The following is a 19059-nucleotide window of genomic DNA, read 5'->3' on the forward strand; positions in this document are numbered from 1 at the left end:
CTCAATTCAGATATACTTAAGTGACATGCCTGAACGCCTACCGCCCCTGACCGCCCTTCGGGCCTTTGAAGCCGCCGCACGGCATCTGTCCTTTCAAGACGCCGCCGCAGAACTCTCGGTGACGCCAGCCGCGCTCAGCTTTCAGATCAAGTCGCTGGAGGAGCATCTGGGCGCCCCGCTCTTCCATCGCTCAAATCGCAAAGTTGATCTGACCGAAGCGGGACTCGCCCTGTCCGGGCCAGCGTCAGAGGGCTTCCAAGCCCTTGCATCGGGCTGGCGCGCCGCAAAACGGGTGCTGGACAGCGGTCTTTTGACGGTGACGGCGGGTCCGGCCTTTACCTCAAAGTGGTTGGCGCCGCGCTTGTTCGCCTTTGCCCAACAACATCCCCAGATTGAGCTTCGCTTCGCCGCGACACTGCGCATGTTGGACTTTGCGACCGATGACATCGATATCGCGATCCGCTTCGGCCCGACAGACAGCAGCGGGGAAGAGCGACTGCATAAGGCGATGGAAATCGAAGAATGGGTGACGCCAATGATGCACCCGGACTTGGCGTCTCAATACCCAACGCCCGAAAGCTTGCTGACGGCCCCGATCATCTTCGACGATTCAATCGCGTTTCTTCAGAACTCGGTCGGCTGGCGGGAGTGGTTTGCCGCGGCTGGGCTCGTGGCCGACGACCTCCATGGCCCTCACTTCAGCCAAGCGGATCACGCAATCGACGCCGCACAGTCCCGGGCGGGCGTCGTCCTGGGGCGGGTCTCCTTGGCGGAGGCATCACTGCGGAAGGGACAGCTCGTGGCGCCCTTTGCGCTGGCGCTGGTTCCACGAGCCCGGTTTCGGGTCTTGTGCCCCAAGGGCGCGGAAACCCGTCCCAACACGCGCGCCTTTCTCGATTGGTTGGGTGGGGAGGTAAAGCGCATGGATGACCATCGTGCCGGGCGTGACATGGTGGACGCCTAGGTCCCCGGCCAATAAAAAGGCCCGCAAAGCGCGGGCCTTGCCGTTCTAAGGAACCGGCAGGTGTCAGTGGGCTGTTGCGGCACCCAAACGTTCGATTTGCTGTTTAATCGCCAGCTTCCGCTTTTTCATCTCGCTCAGGGCAATACTGTCCGCCGCTGGATTTCGCTGTTCTTCTTCCACCTGTCGGGAGAGTGTCTCGTGCTTCTTTCGCAGTTCTTGTAGGTGCGAGTTGAGCGACATGGCAGTCTCCTATGTTGTTGAACCTCTCCAAAACAGCACGGGTGTCATAAGCCTGTCACGCAAATTCCCCTCCGCAGTGCAGAATGTTGCAGCGGACTTTAGCTATGCCAGCGACAATGTAGCGCCTTCGCGGAGAATTTGATCAGCCTGTGCCCCATACCCAGGCCCTCCATCCCCGCGATGCAAGATCAGCGGGGGCAACAGGGCAAGGGGCGCGCGCGCGTTCTTAGTACCCTGAACAATAACGCGTTTTGCAGTCGTGTCCGGCTGTGCGGCAATGGGCAGAACGCGGACTCGGCCCAGAGCGGCCGCCACCTCTGGCAAGATATCGCCCAGCCGGTCCGCCCGAGCGATGACCGTCATCGTCCCCTTCGGCGCCACCCGTTTACATGCGAGTCGCACCCAACGCGCCAAATCACCGAGCGCGCCTTCGCGCAGGCCAGCTTCGCGCCCTTGGTTTGTCGCGGCGGATCCGGCCCCCGCCACGAAATACGGGGGGTTTGTCAGAACATGATCCCATTGCCGCGCGCGGACCTCATCCGGCAGGGCAAAGACATCGGCCTGTACAACCTCGGCCGGCCCATTTCGTTGCGCGAGCGGGATCAAATCCGCCTCGCGCTCCACTCCGGTCAAGGCAAGGTCGGGGACCCGCGCCGCGAGGCAGTACATGGCCACCCCTGCCCCACAGCCCAGGTCTAGGATGCGTTGCCCGGACTGAGCCGGAACAGCGGCCGCCAACAGCACCGCGTCGGAGCCTGATCGGAACCCGTCGCGCGGTTGATACAGATGCAGACGCCCGCCCAGAAAGGCGTCCCGCGTTGTCGTCATTCCGACACCGCGACCCCGTTGTCGCGCATTGTGGCCCGGGCCAGGAACAAATCCCGGTCCGCCACCATCATGCGGCGCGGCAGCACACCGATGGACCCTTCGAGGGCCGAGATATTGGCGTCCAGAACGAAGCAGTCTATACCCTCGCCGTTCAGGAGGGCGGAGGCAAAGGCAATGATCGTCGGATCGTTGGTGCGCAGCAGTTCCTTCATGGTGCAACAGGTATGGGGCCGCTGGCCCCTTGTCGAGACGGGGACCCCAATGACAGACGCCAAGCCGATCAAACCCCACGAAAGGCTTGCCGCCGCCTGTGCCGCCGAGATGGAGGCCGTGAACGGGTTGATCCGCACGCGCATGGCGTCGGAACACGCGCCCCGCATCCCAGAAGTCACCGCCCATCTGGTCGAGGCTGGGGGGAAACGCGTCCGGCCCCTGCTGACGGTGGCCTGCGCCAAGATGTGCGGTGTCGAAGGAGACGATCACATCAAGCTGGCCGCGACGGTGGAGTTCATTCACACGGCGACCTTGCTCCATGATGACGTCGTGGATGAAAGCGACCAGCGGCGCGGGCGGCCCACGGCGAACCTGCTGTGGGACAATCAATCCAGCGTGCTGGTGGGCGATTACCTCTTTGCGCGCTCATTTCAGTTGATGGTGGAGACGGGGTCGCTGCGCGTGCTGGACATCCTATCCGGTGCGGCGGCGACCATTGCCGAAGGCGAGGTCCTCCAACTGACGGCGGCGCGCAATTTGGCGACCACAGAGGCGACCTACCTCCAGGTGGTGCGCGGCAAGACCGCTGCCCTGTTTGAGGCGGCTGCCGAAGTTGGCGGCGTCGTCGCCGGCGCGCCTGAGGAGCACGTCCGGGCGCTCGCCACCTTTGGCGACGCCCTTGGGATCAGCTTTCAAATGGTCGACGACTGGCTGGACTACGGCGGCGCGGGGGATGATATCGGCAAGAACCTGGGCGACGATTTCCGCGAAGGAAAGCTGACGCTGCCGGTGATCCGCGCCATCGCACGGGGCGACGACGCCGAACGGGCGTTCTGGCGCGACGCCTTAGAGCGCGGGAAATCCGACGATCTGGACCGCGCCCGCGAAATTCTGGCCCGCCACGGCACCCTGGAGGAAACACGCCTGGAGGCCTTGGCTTGGCGGGACAAAGCAAAGGCAGCCTTGGCCGCGCTGCCGTCCAGCGATCTGCGCGATATGCTGGGGGACCTGGCCGACTACGTCGTCGCCCGCGCCAACTAGCGCCGCGTGAGCTAAGTCAGCCGCACGGGGCGCACCCACCACCCTGGGTGGTCCAAGCGGCTGGCCGCCTCTGCTGCGCGCGCCTCCGAGGGATAGAGCCCGAAGCATGTGGCGCCGGACCCGGACATCCGGCTGACGGAGGCGCCGGTAGCGGCAATCCGGTCCAACACCTCACCGATGACCGGCGCGATGGCCCTTGCGGAGGCTTCCAGATCGTTGCGTTGCGCAGCGATCCAGCTCAGGACGTCACAGGTGTTCGAAAGGTCCGGGAAGACCACATGGCCTGGATGAGACGTACTCGATAACCCAGCGAAAACGGCCCCCGTCGGAACCGCCACGCCTGGATTGACCAGCACACCATGGAGCGGCGGCAGGTCTAGCCCGGTCACGCGGTCTCCGATCCCTTGCATACGGGCGGCGCGCGCCCGCAGGCAAACCGGCACATCCGCCCCCAGCGCGAGCGCCTGATCGTCCGTGGGCGCGGCCCCGACCAATCGCAAGACCGCCGCCGCGTCCGACGACCCGCCACCGATTCCGGCCGGATGGGGCAAGTTCTTTTCCAAGGTGACGGCCCGCGACTGCCCCACAACAGCCAGCGCACGGCGGACCAAGTTCCCATCGTCCGTGGGCACACCCGTGGTGAAAGGACCCGTCACCGTCAGGCTGTCACCCGGGGCAACAGACAGACGGTCCCCCACATCGGCGAAGACCACGAGGCTGTCGAGCAGGTGATAGCCGTCGGGGCGCCGACCCGTCACATGCAGCGTGAGGTTCACCTTTGCGGGCGCAAAACCCGGCTCTTGGGTCGTCATCGGTTGGGGTCAGTCCTGCGCGGCCTCAATGGGACCAACGCCGCCTTCTTCTTCGAGAACGACATCCAAACCCACCTCCAACTTGCGCCGGATACGCTTGACGTCTTCCTCCGTCTCAGGCTCGAGGGACAGGGCGCGGTGCCACTGGAATTCGGCTTCGCGCTTGCGGCCAACGACCCAGAGCACATCGCCCAGGTGGTCATTGATTGTTGGGTCCAGAGGCGCCAGATCCACCGCACGCTCCATCGGCTCAACTGCTTCTTCGAAGCGCCCAAGACGGTAGAGAACCCAGGCCAGACTGTCGGTGATGTAGCCGTCTTCTGGCCGGGCCTCCACGGCCCGTTCGATCATGTCGAGCGCCTCATCCAGCTTGATGCGCTTTTCCACAAGACCGTAGCCGAGGTAGTTCAACACCTGCGGATGATCGGGGTTCAGTTCCAGCGCCTTGCGGAAATCGGCCTCAGCTAGCGCCCACCTGTCCGTCCGTTCATAGGTGATGCCGCGCACGTAGTAGAGATACCAGTCTCGGTCGCTCTCCTCTTCGATCAGGTCGATGGCACGCTCGTAAGCGACAGAGGATTCCTGGAAGCGATCGAGCCGTCGCAGCGTGTCCCCAAAGGCCGACCAGACCACCTGACGGTCCGGATTGGTCTTAGTGAGCGCCGAGAGCACCTCTACCGACGCATCGTCCTTGCCCGCCGACAGCAGCACGCCAGCACGGGTGATTTCAGCGCCAAAGAACGACGGATGGTCGCGCGGCACCCGATTCAGCACGTCATTGGCCAGGGTGAAACGATCCTGCTCCTCCAACAATTCAGCCGTGAGGACGAGAGCATCCAAATGGTCCGGGCGCAGGGCATTGGCGGCGCGGGCGGATAAAAGGGTGAAGGTCGACGACGTTTCACCGGCAAAGATCGCGGCCAAGGTGAAATAGGCTTCGGCCAATCCGTCGGGCACTTGTGTGATGAAGCTCCAACCGACGTCGTCACCCGCCTCGATACGCTCTGCCAGCGATTGCAGGACAGGGCTGTTCGTTGCACCGTTGGCCCGCGCCAAAAGTTCGGTCGCGTCGGCGTCTCGGCCCAATTCCATCAGCACTTGGGCATGCGCCTCGATACCGCGCGTGGTCAGGTTCAAAGTTCCGTGGGCACGGCCGGACAGGATGTCATCCGCACCCTCAAAATCGCCCGCCATGGCCAGCGCATAGGCGTGGTGGATACGGGCCAAGGGTGCAAATCCTGCGGTCTGAGCGAGCGCATCGAACGCCTCGGCCACGCCTTCGGGGTCGTCGTCCGCCGCGGTGATCCAAGCGCGGATAAGCCCATCCAGGAGCGCACCGGACACGCCCCGTTCATCGAGCAACCCTAGCGCCTCGTCATAGTCGCCTTTCGTCAACGCCGACACCAGCTTGGCGCCATCCGCGAATTGGCTTTGAAAGCCGCCAGCTTCCAACGCCTCGGCGGCCTGCGCGGCCCGGTCCACATTGCCCAGGGCCGCATAAATCACGACCGCGTTCTCCAGGATCCGTGGGGAACTGACACCGCGTGCAAGCAATTGATTATAATAGTTCGCAGCGGCAGCGTAGTCGTTCGAATACCCAGCAATACGCGCCGCAAGATAGGGCCCGGCAAGCCCTTGGGCCTGCGCGATCTGTGGGAGGGTCACGGACAAGCTCAGCGTCGCGCTGAGAAGGAGAGAGCGGATCATGGGCATCCTTTAGACGGGGCTACGCGTGCGGATTGCCCTTCACGCTAGGCGCCCGGAGCCAAGGATGCAACGCGCCAGGCTGCGACACCGCCGCCTAGGCATGTCACAACCATTTGAGGCCCGTTCCGCTTGATCAGCGGCCCAAGCATACGCCTGGGCTCGCAAGTGTTTTCACATGTTGGGGTAATTCGGTCCGTCGCCACCTTGGGGCGTCGTCCAGACGATGTTCTGGGACGGATCCTTGATGTCGCAGGTCTTACAATGGACGCAGTTCTGGAAGTTGATCTGGAAGCGCGCCGATGGCCCCTCCCCTACGAACTCGTAGACGCCAGCGGGGCAATACCGCTGCGACGGGCCGTCATAGCGCGCCAGGTTCACGTCGACGGGAACCTTTACGTCCTTCAGCTTTAGGTGCGCAGGCTGGCTTTCCTCGTGGTTTGTGAAGCTGAATGCGACGTTGGTCAGACGATCAAAAGACAGCACACCATCGGGTTTGGGGTAGTCGATGGGCGTATGGCCGTAGTGGGTCTCGGTCGCCTCGGCGTCGGACTTCCCGTGCTTTTGCGTGAAGGGGGACCAACCAAATAGATTGTTCATCCACATGGAGGCGCCGCCGACCGTCAGAGAGGCGACCAAACCGTAGTTCGACCACAAGGGTTTCACGTTGCGCACGGCCTTGAGGTCCTTGCCGATGGCACCGGTCCGCACCTCGGTATCGTAGGCGTCCAGCGTGTCGCCCTCGCGGCCGGCTTCCAATGCCTCATGGGCGGCTTCGGCTGCGGCTTTGCCCGACAGCATCGCATTATGGTTGCCCTTAATGCGCGGCACGTTGACCATACCGGCCGCACAGCCCAGCAGCGTGCCACCTGGGAACGCCGTTTTGGGCAGCGATTGCCAGCCGCCTTCGGTAATCGCACGCGCGCCATAGGCGACGCGCTTGCCGCCCTCCAGCAGCTCCGCAACCATTGGATGATGCTTAAAGCGCTGGAACTCCATGTAGGGGAAGACGTAAGGGTTCTTGTAGTTCAGGTGGACCACAAACCCCACGTAGACCTGGTTGTTGTCCAGGTGATAGATGAACGACCCACCACCGGCGTTCCCGCCCAAGGGCCAGCCCATGGTGTGCACGACTTTGCCGGGCTGATGTTTAGCTGGGTCGATTTCCCAGATTTCCTTCATGCCGATGCCGTACTTTTGCACGTCGCTGTCGGCGTCCAGGCCGTATTTGGCGATGACCTGCTTGGACAGAGACCCGCGCACGCCTTCGCCCAGCATCACGTATTTGCCGTGCAGCTCCATTCCTGGCTCATAGCCTGGGCCCTGGGTGCCGTCGGGGTTGAGGCCGAACTCACCGGCGACAACGCCCTTCACGCGGTCGCCGTCGTACACAAGCTCAGAACAGGCCATGCCGGGGAAGATCTCGACACCTAGCTCCTCGGCCTGTTCGGCCATCCAGCGACAGACGTTGCCCATGGAGACGACGTAGTTGCCGTGGTTGTTCATCAGGGGCGGCATCACGGCGTTTGGCATCCGGACGGAGCCTTCTTCGCCCAAGATGTAGAAGCTATCGGAGGTGACAGGCACGTTCACGGGGGCGCCCCGGTCCTGCCAATCCGGGATGAGCGCATCGAGGCCCGACGGGTCGAGCACGGCACCAGACAGGATATGCGCCCCAACCTCGGAGCCTTTTTCCAGAACGACCACCGACCGCTCCGGGTCCAACTGCTTGAGCCGGATCGCTGCCGACAGCCCCGCAGGACCGGCACCGACGATCACGACGTCGTATTCCATGCTCTCGCGTTCGACAGATTCGGACATTCCTCGGACCCCTTCAATCATTCGAGCCTCGTATGGGGACCGCGCCTCCAGGCGTCAATCGGGACGCAACATCATGTCGCGGTGATAGGGGGGTAAACGCAACGTTCTTTGCCACCCGTTGCGCCCTGACGTTCCGATTGGCGTCGTGGGGGCGCGGCAAAACGCCTGTGCGCAAGGTTTGCAGGGGCGACAGGCTCCGCTACATGCGCCTCAACCTGATCAATGAGGAAAGCCCCCCATGTCTCCGTTTCGCATCGTGATGGCAATCCTTTGCGTTTTGGGCGTTGTGCTGCCCATGCGCTACTTCTTGCCCTGGCTGGCCGAGAACGATTGGAGCCTCGCCGCCATGCTGGATGCCTGGCACGTCAGTGACGCGACCTCTGGCCTGGTCTGGGACCTCACGGTTGCCGCGATCACATTGACAGTCTGGATCGCTTGGGAATGTATCACGCGACGGAATTGGGTCGGCCTGATCGCAATCCCGGCAACCTATATGGTCGGCGTCTCGCTCGGCCTGCCCCTCTACCTTTTGCTGAGACTACCCTAATGGACCATTTTCTTTACCGTGACGGGGTGCTGCACGCCGAAGACGTGCCCCTGACCGAGATCGCGCGCAGCGTCGGCACACCCGCCTACGTCTATTCGGCCGCAACCCTGCTGCGGCACTACAGCCTGTTCGATGAGGCCCTGGCCTGGGGTCCGCACTTGGTGTGCTACGCGGTGAAAGCGGCGAGCAACGTCGCGATCCTCAAGTTGCTGGGCGACGCCGGTGCCGGGATGGATGTCGTATCCGAGGGCGAGTATCGCCGCGCCCGCGCCGCAGGCGTTCCCGGTGACAGGATCGTCTTTTCTGGCGTGGGAAAAACCGAGACCGAGATGCGGCACGTCTTGGCCGATGGTGTCCGCCAGATCAACATCGAGAGCGAGCCGGAAATGCGCCTGCTGTCGCGGGTTGCGGCCTCCATGGGGGTCGAGGTGCCCGTGACCGTGCGCGTGAACCCGGACGTCGACGCGAAGACACATGCCAAGATCGCCACCGGCCGGGCCGAGGATAAGTTCGGCATTCCCATCGCGAAGGCTCGGCAGGTTTATGCCGAAATCGCGACCCTGCCCGGGCTCCGCGTGGTCGGGATCGACGTGCACATCGGGTCGCAACTGGTGGACCTGGATCCGTTTCGCCAGGCCTACCGCAAGGTCGCGGACCTGACCGAAGCCTTGCGTGCCGATGGGCACAGCATTGAACGTCTGGACCTGGGCGGCGGGCTGGGTATTCCCTACGCCCGCTCGAACCTGGCCCCGCCCGTGCCCATGGAATACGGCGAAGTCATCAGGGATGAAGTGGGCCACCTGGGATGCGAGATCGAGATCGAGCCGGGGCGCCTGATCGCGGGCAACGCGGGCATCCTGATGACCCAGACAATCTTTGTAAAAGAAGGCGAGGGACGGGATTTCCTGATCGTGGATGCCGCCATGAACGATCTGATCCGGCCAGCCATGTACGGCGCGCACCACGACATCGTTCCCGTGCGGGAAGCTGCACCGGGCGTCGAGCAGCAGCCCTATGATATCGTCGGACCCGTCTGCGAAAGCGGCGATACCTTCGCCAAGGGCCGCGACATGGTGCCGCTGAGCGCCGGGGATCTGATCGCCTTCCGCTCCGCCGGAGCTTACGGCGCGGTCATGTCCAGCGAGTACAATTCACGGCCATTGATCCCCGAGGTTCTTGTCCAAGGGGATCAATACGCGGTGATCCGCCCGCGTCCGACCTTTGACGAGATGATTTCCCGCGATACCATACCCGAATGGCTGGCACCCGCCTGAGGGCGCCACCCCCAACCGGGAGAGACCAGTGGCCAAGGACAAACAGCGGGACGGGGCGCTTTTACGTAAGCTGAGGCTAACACATATGGGCATGTGGGCCGAGCGCATTGCCCGCTCCTTCTGGCCCGCCTGGACCGCAGCCATTCTTGGTTTGGCCGTCTGGTCAGCCGATGCCGTCCCGCCACTATGGTCTGTGACCCTGCTTGGCCTGCTGGCCCTTGCGACTGTGATCCTCCTGGTCGTGGGCCTTCGCGGGTTCCGTCGGCCAACCGCGCAGGACGCCCGTGACCGGCTGGATGCGACCTTACCGGAACGCCCCCTGGCCACGCTAGATGACGATCAAGCCATTGGCGCTGGCGATGCGGCCTCTGCCGCCGTGTGGGCCGCACACCAACGGCGCATGGCTGACCGGCTGTCCGCCGCCCGCGCGGTGTCCCCGGATCTACGGGTGTCGCGCCGCGATCCCTACGCGCTGCGCTACGTCGCGCTACTGCTGGCAGCCGTTGGCCTGACGTTCGGCACCGTCTTGCGGGTGCCCGAGGTCCCGACCGTCGCCGGTCCTGCCGCTGCGCTCGCGACAGGTCCTACATGGGAAGGCTGGCTTGAGCCGCCGCGCTACACGGGCCTGCCCACGCTGGCTCTGTCGGAACTTGACCCCGGCGTTGTCGAAGTGCCTGAGGGAACGCGCGTCACCCTGCGTCTCTATGGCGAAGTGGGCGCTCTGGCTGTGACAGAAACCGTCTCGGGCCGCGATATCACAGAGCCGAGCGCGCCTATCCAGGACTTCACCGTCGTGCAATCGGGCACGCTATCCATCGATGGCGGGGCGGAGGCGCCGCTCTGGACTCTGACCGCGACGCCAGATTCGGCACCGGAGATCGCGCTCGACGGGGAACCGGGGTTCGAGCATCCCGATCTGGTAACGCTGCCCTGGCGCGCGGGCGATGACTACGGCGTCGTCTCCGCCGAGGTGACCATCGCGCTGAACCCAGATGCCAGCGACCGCGCTCACGGGCTGGCCGCCGCCCCAGAACCGCGCGAACCGCTCACCCTCGATATGGCGCTCCCGATCTCTGGCGATCGGAGCGAAGTGATAGAGATCTTTCGCGGGGAGCTGACGAAGCATCCCTTTGCCGGGATGCCCGTGACAACCACCCTCCGCGCCAGCGATGCGGCGGAGCAGACCGGCGAAACCGTGCAGGATATCATCCTGCCGGGTCGCGCGTTCTACGACCGCGTGGCGGCGGCGCTGATCGAACAGCGGCGCGACCTGTTCTGGTCGCTCGATAACCAGACGCGCGTGACGCAAATCCTCCGGGCCATCACCTGGAAGGCGGATGAGGTCTTCAACAACCCCTCCGCTTTTCTGGTCACCCGCATGGCGCTGCGCCGTTTAGAGGCCGACACCCTGACGCCCGAGACCCGGGACGAAGTGGCAGAAATGCTCTGGGAAGCCGCTATTCGCCTCGAGGAAAATTCCCTCGACAGCGCATTGGAGCGCCTGCGTCAGGCGCAGGAACGGCTGTCCGAAGCCATCCGCCAAGGCGCCTCCCCCGAGGAAATCGCCCGCCTGACAGAAGAAATGCGCCAGGCGATGGATGAATACACCCGCCAACTGGCCCAGCAGCAGCCGCAGCAGGGACAGCAAAGCCAGCAGCAGGCTCAAAACGGCGAAAGCCAGGAAATCACCCCCGATATGCTCGACCAAATGATGGAGCGCATTGAGGAGTTGATGCGCCAAGGTCGCACGGCCGAGGCCCAGGAGCTGCTGCAGCAACTCCAAGAGATGATGGAAAACCTGCAAGTGACCCAAGGCCAGCCCGGTCAGGGTGGCGAGGGTCAGCAAGGGCAAGGTCAACAAGCCATGGAAGGGCTGCGCGACCAGTTGCGGGAGCAGCAGGGCCTCTCCGACGATGCGTTCCGAGAACTGCAGGAGCAGTTCAATCCCGACGCCCAGGCTGGCGAAAGCTCCGAAAACCAGGGCCGCAGCGGCGGTCAGGGCAGCGGGCAACAGCACACCGACCAGGGCGGGCAGAGCGATCAACCCCAAGGCCAGCAGGGCGAAGGGCAAGACCAGGCCCAAAACCAAGGCCAAGGCGGCGCGCAGCAGGGTGAAAACGGCGGTGCCGAGGCGCTGGCCCGTCGGCAGGAAGCCTTGCGCCAGCAATTGGGCGATTTGCGCAACAACTTGCCTGGGGCAGGGACAGAATCGGGGCAAGCCGCGCGCGACGCGCTCGGGCGGGCGGAGCGCGCCATGCGCGAAGCAGAGCGAGACCTGGCCGAGGGGAACCTGGGCGGTGCCCTGGACGACCAAGCCCAGGCCATGGACGCCCTGCGCGATGGCATGCAGGAACTTGGCCGAGCCCTAGCGGAAGAGCAGCAAGGCGAACGTGGCGAAAACCGTGGTCAGGCGTCGAGCCAAGAGGGGGACGGCTTCCGCCGCGATCCCCTGGGCCGTCAAAGCGGCGAAGGCGCACAACTCGGCACGGACGAGAGCCTGCTGGGCGACGGTCCGGACGCTGCGCGTCGCGCGCGCGACTTGATGGACGAAATCCGGCGTCGCTCCGGTGAGCGGGAACGCCCCGAGGTCGAGTTGGATTATCTGAGACGGCTTCTAGACCGTTTCTGACCCATGGCGGTGCTGGCGGCTCACAGCCCCCTACCCCGCAAGCGCCGTCATGACGCCTGCGGTCCTCGGCAACGTAGGTTGGCGGTGGTTCGGTAGACTATCCGTCAGCCAGCACCGCCGCTGCCAAACCTTCGATTTGCGTTTCCAAGGCGACGCGCAGGCTATCCACCCAGGCCGCATATCCCTGCAGCGGTCTCGCCAGTTCTGGGACGGCCTCAGCCAAGGGGATGGCAAACAGGTAGACCGCGACTGCCGCAACCGCGACCATCACCATTGTCCCAAACCCTAGCCCGAAGCCCGCCGCGCCGCGTTTGGTCGCTACGGGGGTCTGGTCGTCGTCGAGGGCATCGCTGTCGGTGGAAACGCGATCATCGGGGCGCAGTGACGAGTTTATTTCCTCGATATCCGGCAGCAGATCCCGACGCGCGGCCCGGCGTTGTCCAGCCAGATCATCCGCGTCCTCAAGATCGTCATCGAAATCGGTCCCCTGGCCGTCCTCCGACTCCGCATCGCGAAGGGCCATTGCGATCACATCGGCCATGTCGTCATCGGCAACGTCGGTGGGCGCGGCCATGGCCCCGGTCATGGGTCGGGGCGGCGCATCGCCCTGTCGCGCTGGCGGCGGCGCGGGGGGCGCGATATCCGCCGCCTCCGCCTCCCTTGAGCGGGCAATAAGGGCTGCGGCCGCCATGCGCTCACGCTCGGCGGCGGCAGCCGCGCGGAGATCAGCGCCCGTCTTTTCAACCGGTTCAGGGACCACGTCGTCAACCGGCGCGGACGGCTCTGGCGCGACCTCGGCAGGCGGCGACATCGGGCGGCGACGACGCTCTGCAGCACGCTTCCGGGCCTCGTGTGCGCGTTCTTGCCGCAGAATATCCAGTGTCTTCTCGTCTGCCATCGGGCGGCGTGGCGCGGGTTCAGGTTCTGGCTTGGGCTGCGGATCAGGTTCTGAGGCAACGGGCGCATCGTCTACGCTCGGAGCCTGCGGCGGGTCCTCGGCGGCTGCCTGCGCAACGGGCTCAGCCGATTGACGGGAGCTGTCGATGGCCCGCCTAACCTGTGCGGTCGCCCCGCCCGTCTCTGCGCGGGCACGTCCTTCCTGAAACCAGGTCGTTGCGCAATTGGAGCACTGGACCTCCCGACCATCGACGGGGATCATATCGGCGGGCACTTCGTATTGCGCGTTGCAATTGGGACAAGTCAGACGCATCGCAGCTGCTCTATGTCCTTTTCGTTGCGGCAACAATCCTGCTCAAGGCGCCCTACTGAACACGAAGTGTCAACCCCTTCTCGCCGCCGGGTGGCCGGAACCCCGGTGAGCGCGCATGATTGCGTCGCGCGGGCCGCTGGTGCAGAAGAGGCCGCGAGAGAGCGCCGGGGGACAGGCTACACCGTGATCGAACTCAAGGGCGCAGGGTATTCCTACGGCGGGGACGGCATTCTGGGCGGGGTCAACCTGAGACTGGATGGCGGCTCATTCCATTTTCTGACGGGTCCGTCCGGGGCTGGGAAAACCACCCTGTTAAAGCTCTGCTACGGCGAGTTGAAACCTTCGCAAGGCCAAGTGGATTTGTTCGGCCACGACAGCCGCACCATCGACCGCGATGGGCTGGCCCGCGTGCGGCAGAGGATCGGCGTCGTGCATCAGGACTGCCGTTTTCTGGACCATTTGCCCATGGCCGAGAACCTGAGCCTGCCACTCACCGCCTCGGGCCGCGAGTCGGCCGCAGATGCGGACAGCCTCCGGCAACTTCTGGCTTGGGTCGGTCTGTCCCATCGGGCCCATGCCCTCCCACCAGAATTATCCGGCGGCGAACGGCAACGGGCGGCCCTGGCCCGCGCCATTATTATGGACCCCGAGGTCATCATTGCCGACGAGCCCACCGGCAACATCGATTGGGAGATGTCCCAGCGGCTTCTGACCCTGCTCGCGGAATTGAACCGCTTGGGCAAAACGATCCTCGTAGCGACCCATGACCTCGCGCTGATCCGGGCCGCCAAGTCGCAAGTTGCCGCAAGGGTCCTGCGTCTGGCAGGTGGCCAATTGCAACTGGCGGGGTCGGACCTGTGAGCGCGGCCCAACGCGCGCTTGCCACGGTGCTAGAGCTTCTAATCGGCGATCGGCAGGCCGACCGCGCCGTGCCGCCCACTGGGTTTACCGTCTGGCTGACGGTGCTGACTGCGGGCGCAATGGCCTTTCTAGCGGTCTTTGCCCTGGCCTTGACCCTGGCAACCGGGCGGCTGGCGGATCGCTGGGCCGATAGCCTGGCCCAAGCGGTCACCATTCGGATCTCGGCACCCGCCGAGCAGCGGCAGGCCCAGACAGACGCCGTGCTGCGCATCCTGGAAACGACGCCCGGCGTGGCCTCGGCCCGTGCCTTACAGACGACGGAACAGGCCGCCCTGCTGGAGCCGTGGCTTGGCCCGGACCTGCCCATTGATCGCCTCCCCCTGCCCCGTCTGGTTGAGGTGGTGGGCGACGATTTGGACGCCCAGGGCCTGCGGCTGCGTTTGGCGGCCGAGGTGCCGGGCGCGATCCTCGACGACCACACCCGCTGGCGCGCGCCCCTTGTCGAAGCGGCCAGCCGTCTGCGCTTGCTTGGCTGGACGGCGCTAATCCTGATCGCTGGGATGCTCGGCGCAATGGTGACCTTAGGCGCTCAGGCGGCGCTTGCGGCCAATACGGAGGTGATCCGCGTGTTGCGCTTGGTCGGGGCCCGCGATGCCTATGTGGCCCGCGCCTTCACCCGCCGCTTTACCCTACGCGCGCTGACCGGGGCCGCAGGGGGCGCCTTGCTGGGGACGCTGGCCGTGGCCGCATTGCCCTCGACCGATGCGGCCGGTGGGTTCCTGACCGGGCTGTCCTTCGCAGGCTGGGGCTGGTTGCTGCCCCTCCTGATCCCACCCTTCGCGGCCATAACGGCCTTTGCCGCCACCCGCCGCGCGGCGCTTCGCGCCCTGGCCCGTTTCGAGTAAGGTTTTAGGATGCAGATGCTCCGCTCGATCCTCTTTAACGTCGTGATGTACGTCTGGATGGCTGTGATCGGCGTCCTCTATGCGCCCTATGCGCTGATCTCGCGGGAGGGCGCGCGCGCCGGTTGCGACACCTATGCACGCCATGCGCTCTGGCTACTGGACAAGATCGTCGGTCTGCGAACCGAAGTCCGTGGCACCCCCCCGACCGGTGAGGCGCTGGTCGCCGCCAAGCATCAGTCCTTTCTCGATATCTTCATCATCTGGACGGCCATGCCACGCGGCTTTTTCATCATGAAAGCCCTCCTGCGGTTTGCGCCCTTCTTGGGACAATACGCCCTCCGGCTAGGGTGCATCCCGGTCCATCGCGGGAAGCGGGCCGAGGCGATCAAGCGCATGTTGGCAGAGGTTAAGTCCGGTGAGCGGGCGGGCGGTCAGCTGCTGATCTACCCCCAAGGTACGCGCGTCGCACCGGGCGTGAGTAAACCGTACAAGGTGGGGACCTATGCCCTCTATGAGCAATTGGGGCAGTCCTGTGTGCCGGTTGCCACGAATGTGGGTGTGTTTTGGCCCAAACGCGGATTGCTGCGAAAGCGCGGCCTGGCCGTGGTGGAGTTTCTTGAACCGATCCCCCCAGGCCTGGATCGCGCGACCTTCATGGCGACTTTGGAGGAGCGGATTGAGACCGCGTCGAACGCCCTGATGGTCGAGGCAGGATTTCCCATGCCGCACGTCGAGCCGCCTTTGGGCGCTGCGAAGCCCCAGGACGGATAGCGCAACCGACCAATGCTGCGGTGTCGGCGCTCTTCCGTGGCGCCCTCAGCGGCGCCACGGTCTCAACTCGTGAAAACGACTGCCCACAGCCCGCCAACAGACAGTTGCGCCACGGCCAGGCCCACAACCAACGTCCGCAGCGACCAAGAGGGAAAGCGCCGCCAGATCCAAACTGCCAAGGCCAAGGTCACCATGACCTCAATGGGCGCGATCCAATGTGCGCCGTGCTCCGTGTCCCAATAGCTGACGGGCGACGCAAAGACCCAATCTGTGATGGGCCAAAAGTGGGCACGCCCGTCGTCGTGGTGCAGCGGGAAGTCCAGCGCCACATGGAGCAAGGCCGCGCCCGCTAAGGCCCAAATCCAAGGGCGCCTAAGCCAAATGCCAAGACCCAGCACGATCCCCCAAAGCACGGCGGAATTGTCGATGGCAAAGATCGTCTGCCATAGGTCGGAGAAATAAAGCGTTCCGAACACGACGTCCGGCGGATACCCCAAGGCCAAGGCACCGCCCGCTAACAGGTACAGCGACAGATCCGGGATCAACGCCCCCACGAGGGCTGCCCTGGTCACGCGGGGCGCGTCGGGCTTGCCGAAGGCGGCCAGACCGAAGATGAGATGTGCGGGCGTGTTCATCGGGCGCCACCTAGCGCGGGGACAGGCAAATGGCACGGGCAATCATGATCCAGGGCGCGGGCTCCAACGTGGGCAAGTCCATGCTGGTCGCGGGCCTGTGCCGACACTTCGCCCGTCAGGGGCTGCGGGTGCGACCGTTCAAACCTCAAAACATGTCCAACAACGCCGCCGTCACCGCCGATGGGGGCGAGATCGGACGCGCCCAAGCCCTCCAAGCGCTGGCCTGTGGTGTGGAGCCCTTGGTGGATATGAACCCGGTTCTTCTAAAGCCGGAATCTGACACGGGCAGCCAAGTGATCGTCCAGGGCAAGCGGCTGGCAACGGTGCGCGCGCGGGCCTATGCCAAGTTGAAGCCACAGCTTCTCAAGGCCTGCCTAGAAAGCTTTCACCGGCTTTCCAACGACGCGGACTTGGTGATCGTCGAAGGGGCCGGAAGCCCGGCGGAGATCAACCTGCGGGCGGGCGACATCGCCAACATGGGCTTTGCCGAGGCAGCAGGGGTCCCTGTTATCCTGGCGGGCGACATCGACCGAGGCGGCGTCATCGCCCAGCTTGTCGGGACGCGGATGGTGCTGCCCCCGGACGATGCGGCGCGGATCAAGGGCTTCCTAGTGAACAAGTTCCGAGGGGATGTGACCTTGTTCGATGACGGGATGACGGCAATCGCCGATCGGACAGGCTGGCCCCCCCTGGGTGTAGTGCCCTGGTTCGACCACGCGCACCGGCTGCCCGCCGAGGATATCTTGGACATCCGCTCCAGCCAACGGGACGGCGCGTTTCGCATTGCCGTGCCACGATTGCGCCGGATCGCCAACTTCGACGATTTGGACCCGCTCTCTGCCGATCCAGCGCTGTCGGTCGACGTCGTCCCACCGGGGCGTCCCCTGCCCGTCTGCGACCTTATCCTGATCCCCGGATCCAAGACCACCATCGACGACTTGGAGGCCTTTCGGGCCGAAGGCTGGGACATCGACCTGGCAGCCCATGTCCGGCGCGGGGGACATGTGTTGGGCATTTGTGGCGGGTATCAGATGCTGGGCCGTCGGATATCCGATCCCGAGGGGCTGGAAGGGGCACCGCGCGAAGTCGCCGGTCTTGGCATGTTGGACATCGAAACCACGATGCAGCCGCGCAAGCACCTCAACCGAGTGCGCGCACAGGACCTTGCCTCTGGGGCGGAGGTCAGCGGCTATGAGATCCACTTAGGCGAGACCACAGGCCCGGATACGCAAAACGGATGGTTGGTACGTGGCGGTGAGGTCATCGGCGCGGCCAGCGCAGACGGGCGTGTCCGCGGTTGCTACCTCCATGGATTGTTCTCGGAGGATGGGTTTCGGCGCGCCTATCTGGCGCGATTGGGGGCGCAGGCGTCGGACATGGACTACGGGACCGGCGTTCAGGAAACCCTCGATAGACTGGCCGATCACCTGGCCGATTGTCTGGACACATCGGCGATCCTCGACCGAGCGGCGCCAATCCGGCGGCCCGTGGCGTCATAAGGATTGTCCCTTGAAAAACCCATGGTACTGTCCCGACAACGAAACTTTATTTCAACTTTGGAGCGATCCATGACCCGCCTGACATTTGTCAAAGCCGCCGCCCTGTTTCTTGGCCTCTCGACCTCTGCTGCCGTGGCCGCCCAATGCGGCAACGACGGCAGCGGCTTTGAGCGGTGGAAGCAACAATTCGCCCAAGAAGCGGCAGCGACCGGTATCGGCCAGCGCGGCCTGCAAGCGCTCGCCAACTCGCGCTATGCGACGCGCACCATTGCAGCGGACCGCAACCAACGCGGCGTGCGCTATGCGCTCAATGACTTCATCCGCATTCGCTTGGGGTCCCTGGACGGGTTTGCGGCTCAGGCGACGCGGCGGTTGAACCAGAACCGCGCGTTCTTCCAGTCGTTGGAGCAACGCTATGGCGTGCCCGCCGGTATTCTCTTGGCCATCCATGGGATGGAGACGGGTTTCGGCCGGAACATGGGCAATGAGAACGTCGTCTCGTCGATCCTGACTGTGGCCTACGATTGCAGACGATCGGATTTCTTCACCCCGCACGCTCTCGCGGCCTTACAAATGGTGGATCGCGGAATGCTCTCACCCTCGCAAAAGGGCGCCGCCCATGGGGAGCTGGGGCACACGCAGTTCCTGCCCGGAAACGCCATGCGCTACGGTGCGGACGGGAATGGCGACGGGCGCGTGGATTTCTACAGCATGGCCGATGCCATGGCCTCAACCGCGAACTTCCTGCGCCAAAAAGGCTGGCAGCCCGGTCAACCGTTCCAAGAGGGTACGCGCAATTTCCGTGTGTTGAATGACTGGAATGCTGCGACCGTTTACCAGCAGGCGATTGCCCTGTCGGCGGCGCGCATCAAGTAAGGGGCGACCCAATTTTCAAGAAAATTGGTCCCCCGTCGGCGCGTCGTGCTGGCGGGGGGTACACCGTGCTGACGGTGGGTCCAGTCGGGCACGGTAACTGTCTATCTAAGTCAAACGTACGGGTGGCGGGACTCGAACCCGCACGGGGCGAACCCCTTCAGATTTTAAGTCTGATGTGTCTACCATTCCACCACACCCGCATGCCACGGAAGTAGGGCGAATGGTCCCA

Annotated in this window: 18 protein-coding genes and 1 tRNA gene; 10 read left to right on the forward strand and 9 right to left on the reverse strand. The window is 64.4% G+C overall.

The window, feature by feature from the left end; translation table 11 throughout:
* The first annotated feature begins 25 nt into the window (after window positions 1-25).
* Window positions 26-964, forward strand: a complete 939-nt coding sequence (locus K5R33_RS02190) for a LysR substrate-binding domain-containing protein (protein ID WP_220747328.1) — start codon at window positions 26-28, stop codon at window positions 962-964.
* Between the two features lie 63 nt (window positions 965-1027).
* On the opposite strand, the gene K5R33_RS02195 is transcribed toward K5R33_RS02190, so the two are convergent.
* From K5R33_RS02195 to K5R33_RS02205, 3 genes are all read right to left on the reverse strand, one after another.
* Window positions 1028-1204, reverse strand: coding sequence for a YdcH family protein (locus K5R33_RS02195; protein WP_220747329.1), 177 nt, complete (start codon window positions 1202-1204; stop codon window positions 1028-1030).
* A gap of 102 nt (window positions 1205-1306) precedes the next feature.
* Window positions 1307-2032: a tRNA1(Val) (adenine(37)-N6)-methyltransferase gene (locus K5R33_RS02200; protein ID WP_220747330.1), complete on the reverse strand. Its 726-nt coding sequence runs from the start codon at window positions 2030-2032 to the stop codon at window positions 1307-1309.
* Entirely contained in the window at window positions 2029-2244 is a 216-nt protein-coding gene (locus K5R33_RS02205; RefSeq protein WP_220747331.1) for a putative signal transducing protein, read from the reverse strand. Before K5R33_RS02205 ends, K5R33_RS02200 begins: the two co-directional genes overlap by 4 nt.
* A 49-nt stretch (window positions 2245-2293) precedes the next feature.
* Here K5R33_RS02205 and K5R33_RS02210 point away from each other — a divergent pair, with 49 nt between their 5' ends.
* Window positions 2294-3286, forward strand: coding sequence for a polyprenyl synthetase family protein (locus tag K5R33_RS02210; protein WP_220747332.1), 993 nt, complete (start codon window positions 2294-2296; stop codon window positions 3284-3286).
* An 11-nt stretch (window positions 3287-3297) separates the two neighbouring features.
* Here K5R33_RS02210 and K5R33_RS02215 read toward each other — a convergent pair whose 3' ends face one another.
* From K5R33_RS02215 to K5R33_RS02225, 3 genes are all read right to left on the reverse strand, one after another.
* Window positions 3298-4098, reverse strand: coding sequence for a 4-(cytidine 5'-diphospho)-2-C-methyl-D-erythritol kinase (locus K5R33_RS02215; protein WP_220747333.1), 801 nt, complete (start codon window positions 4096-4098; stop codon window positions 3298-3300).
* 9 nt (window positions 4099-4107) lie between these two features.
* Window positions 4108-5805: a tetratricopeptide repeat protein gene (locus K5R33_RS02220; RefSeq protein WP_220747334.1), complete on the reverse strand. Its 1698-nt coding sequence runs from the start codon at window positions 5803-5805 to the stop codon at window positions 4108-4110.
* A 171-nt stretch (window positions 5806-5976) separates the two neighbouring features.
* Window positions 5977-7623: an electron transfer flavoprotein-ubiquinone oxidoreductase gene (locus K5R33_RS02225; RefSeq protein ID WP_220747335.1), complete on the reverse strand. Its 1647-nt coding sequence runs from the start codon at window positions 7621-7623 to the stop codon at window positions 5977-5979.
* 238 nt (window positions 7624-7861) lie between these two features.
* Between K5R33_RS02225 and K5R33_RS02230 the strand changes: the two genes are divergently transcribed.
* The 3 genes from K5R33_RS02230 to K5R33_RS02240 are packed head-to-tail and all read left to right on the forward strand — an operon-like array spanning window position 7862 to window position 12073.
* The gene (locus K5R33_RS02230; protein WP_220747336.1) at window positions 7862-8170 is read left to right on the forward strand and encodes a DUF2834 domain-containing protein; all 309 of its coding nucleotides are present in this window, start codon (window positions 7862-7864) and stop codon (window positions 8168-8170) included.
* Complete coding sequence (gene lysA / locus K5R33_RS02235) at window positions 8170-9444, forward strand: diaminopimelate decarboxylase (protein ID WP_220747337.1); 1275 nt, start codon at window positions 8170-8172, stop codon at window positions 9442-9444. The genes K5R33_RS02230 and lysA overlap by 1 nt, the downstream gene beginning before the upstream one ends.
* 28 nt (window positions 9445-9472) lie before the next feature.
* The gene (locus tag K5R33_RS02240; RefSeq protein ID WP_308442974.1) at window positions 9473-12073 is read left to right on the forward strand and encodes a TIGR02302 family protein; all 2601 of its coding nucleotides are present in this window, start codon (window positions 9473-9475) and stop codon (window positions 12071-12073) included.
* Between the two features lie 97 nt (window positions 12074-12170).
* Here K5R33_RS02240 and K5R33_RS02245 read toward each other — a convergent pair whose 3' ends face one another.
* Window positions 12171-13283 carry a zinc-ribbon domain-containing protein gene (locus tag K5R33_RS02245; protein WP_220747338.1) on the reverse strand — a complete coding sequence of 371 codons (1113 nt, stop codon included), beginning with the start codon at window positions 13281-13283 and terminating at the stop codon, window positions 12171-12173.
* A gap of 183 nt (window positions 13284-13466) precedes the next feature.
* On the opposite strand from K5R33_RS02245, the gene K5R33_RS02250 reads away from it, so the two are divergent.
* From K5R33_RS02250 to K5R33_RS02260, 3 genes are read left to right on the forward strand one after another with little or no spacing between them, the layout of a single operon-like run.
* Window positions 13467-14144: a cell division ATP-binding protein FtsE gene (locus K5R33_RS02250; RefSeq protein WP_220747851.1), complete on the forward strand. Its 678-nt coding sequence runs from the start codon at window positions 13467-13469 to the stop codon at window positions 14142-14144.
* On the forward strand, window positions 14141-15049 hold the full coding sequence (locus K5R33_RS02255; RefSeq protein ID WP_255576080.1) for a cell division protein FtsX: 909 nt from the start codon (window positions 14141-14143) through the stop codon (window positions 15047-15049). Before K5R33_RS02250 ends, K5R33_RS02255 begins: the two co-directional genes overlap by 4 nt.
* A 9-nt stretch (window positions 15050-15058) precedes the next feature.
* Window positions 15059-15820 (forward strand): lysophospholipid acyltransferase family protein, encoded by a 762-nt coding sequence (locus K5R33_RS02260; protein WP_220747339.1) that lies wholly within the window; start codon window positions 15059-15061, stop codon window positions 15818-15820.
* Window positions 15821-15882: 62 nt separating this feature from the next.
* Here the strand turns inward: K5R33_RS02260 and K5R33_RS02265 are convergent, their stop codons facing one another.
* On the reverse strand, window positions 15883-16455 hold the full coding sequence (locus tag K5R33_RS02265) for a cobalamin biosynthesis protein CobQ (RefSeq protein WP_220747340.1): 573 nt from the start codon (window positions 16453-16455) through the stop codon (window positions 15883-15885).
* Between the two features lie 29 nt (window positions 16456-16484).
* On the opposite strand from K5R33_RS02265, the gene K5R33_RS02270 reads away from it, so the two are divergent.
* Together K5R33_RS02270 and K5R33_RS02275 are read left to right on the forward strand one after the other, a co-directional pair.
* Complete coding sequence (locus K5R33_RS02270) at window positions 16485-17954, forward strand: cobyric acid synthase (protein WP_220747341.1); 1470 nt, start codon at window positions 16485-16487, stop codon at window positions 17952-17954.
* A 69-nt stretch (window positions 17955-18023) separates the two neighbouring features.
* Window positions 18024-18830 (forward strand): lytic murein transglycosylase, encoded by an 807-nt coding sequence (locus K5R33_RS02275; protein WP_220747342.1) that lies wholly within the window; start codon window positions 18024-18026, stop codon window positions 18828-18830.
* Window positions 18831-18947: 117 nt separating this feature from the next.
* On the opposite strand, the gene K5R33_RS02280 is transcribed toward K5R33_RS02275, so the two are convergent.
* Window positions 18948-19030 (reverse strand) — tRNA-Leu (locus K5R33_RS02280).
* Window positions 19031-19059 lie beyond the last annotated feature (29 nt).

This window comes from Jannaschia pagri (assembly GCF_019655435.1).
GTDB classification, from domain to species: Bacteria; Pseudomonadota; Alphaproteobacteria; order Rhodobacterales; family Rhodobacteraceae; genus Jannaschia; species Jannaschia pagri.

What these genes read in the sequence shown, in the direction of transcription:
- K5R33_RS02225 (WP_220747335.1), bottom strand. Translation starts at nt 7,623, where the DNA reads ATGTCCGAATCTGTCGAACGCGAGAGCATGGAATACGACGTCGTGATC.
- K5R33_RS02270 (WP_220747341.1), top strand. Translation starts at nt 16,485, where the DNA reads ATGGCACGGGCAATCATGATCCAGGGCGCGGGCTCCAACGTGGGCAAG.
- K5R33_RS02220 (WP_220747334.1), bottom strand. Translation starts at nt 5,805, where the DNA reads ATGATCCGCTCTCTCCTTCTCAGCGCGACGCTGAGCTTGTCCGTGACC.
- K5R33_RS02205 (WP_220747331.1), bottom strand. Translation starts at nt 2,244, where the DNA reads ATGAAGGAACTGCTGCGCACCAACGATCCGACGATCATTGCCTTTGCC.
- K5R33_RS02260 (WP_220747339.1), top strand. Translation starts at nt 15,059, where the DNA reads ATGCAGATGCTCCGCTCGATCCTCTTTAACGTCGTGATGTACGTCTGG.
- K5R33_RS02190 (WP_220747328.1), top strand. Translation starts at nt 26, where the DNA reads ATGCCTGAACGCCTACCGCCCCTGACCGCCCTTCGGGCCTTTGAAGCC.
- K5R33_RS02215 (WP_220747333.1), bottom strand. Translation starts at nt 4,098, where the DNA reads ATGACGACCCAAGAGCCGGGTTTTGCGCCCGCAAAGGTGAACCTCACG.
- K5R33_RS02195 (WP_220747329.1), bottom strand. Translation starts at nt 1,204, where the DNA reads ATGTCGCTCAACTCGCACCTACAAGAACTGCGAAAGAAGCACGAGACA.
- K5R33_RS02245 (WP_220747338.1), bottom strand. Translation starts at nt 13,283, where the DNA reads ATGCGTCTGACTTGTCCCAATTGCAACGCGCAATACGAAGTGCCCGCC.
- K5R33_RS02210 (WP_220747332.1), top strand. Translation starts at nt 2,294, where the DNA reads ATGACAGACGCCAAGCCGATCAAACCCCACGAAAGGCTTGCCGCCGCC.
- K5R33_RS02265 (WP_220747340.1), bottom strand. Translation starts at nt 16,455, where the DNA reads ATGAACACGCCCGCACATCTCATCTTCGGTCTGGCCGCCTTCGGCAAG.
- K5R33_RS02230 (WP_220747336.1), top strand. Translation starts at nt 7,862, where the DNA reads ATGTCTCCGTTTCGCATCGTGATGGCAATCCTTTGCGTTTTGGGCGTT.
- K5R33_RS02200 (WP_220747330.1), bottom strand. Translation starts at nt 2,032, where the DNA reads ATGACGACAACGCGGGACGCCTTTCTGGGCGGGCGTCTGCATCTGTAT.
- K5R33_RS02275 (WP_220747342.1), top strand. Translation starts at nt 18,024, where the DNA reads ATGACCCGCCTGACATTTGTCAAAGCCGCCGCCCTGTTTCTTGGCCTC.
- lysA (WP_220747337.1), top strand. Translation starts at nt 8,170, where the DNA reads ATGGACCATTTTCTTTACCGTGACGGGGTGCTGCACGCCGAAGACGTG.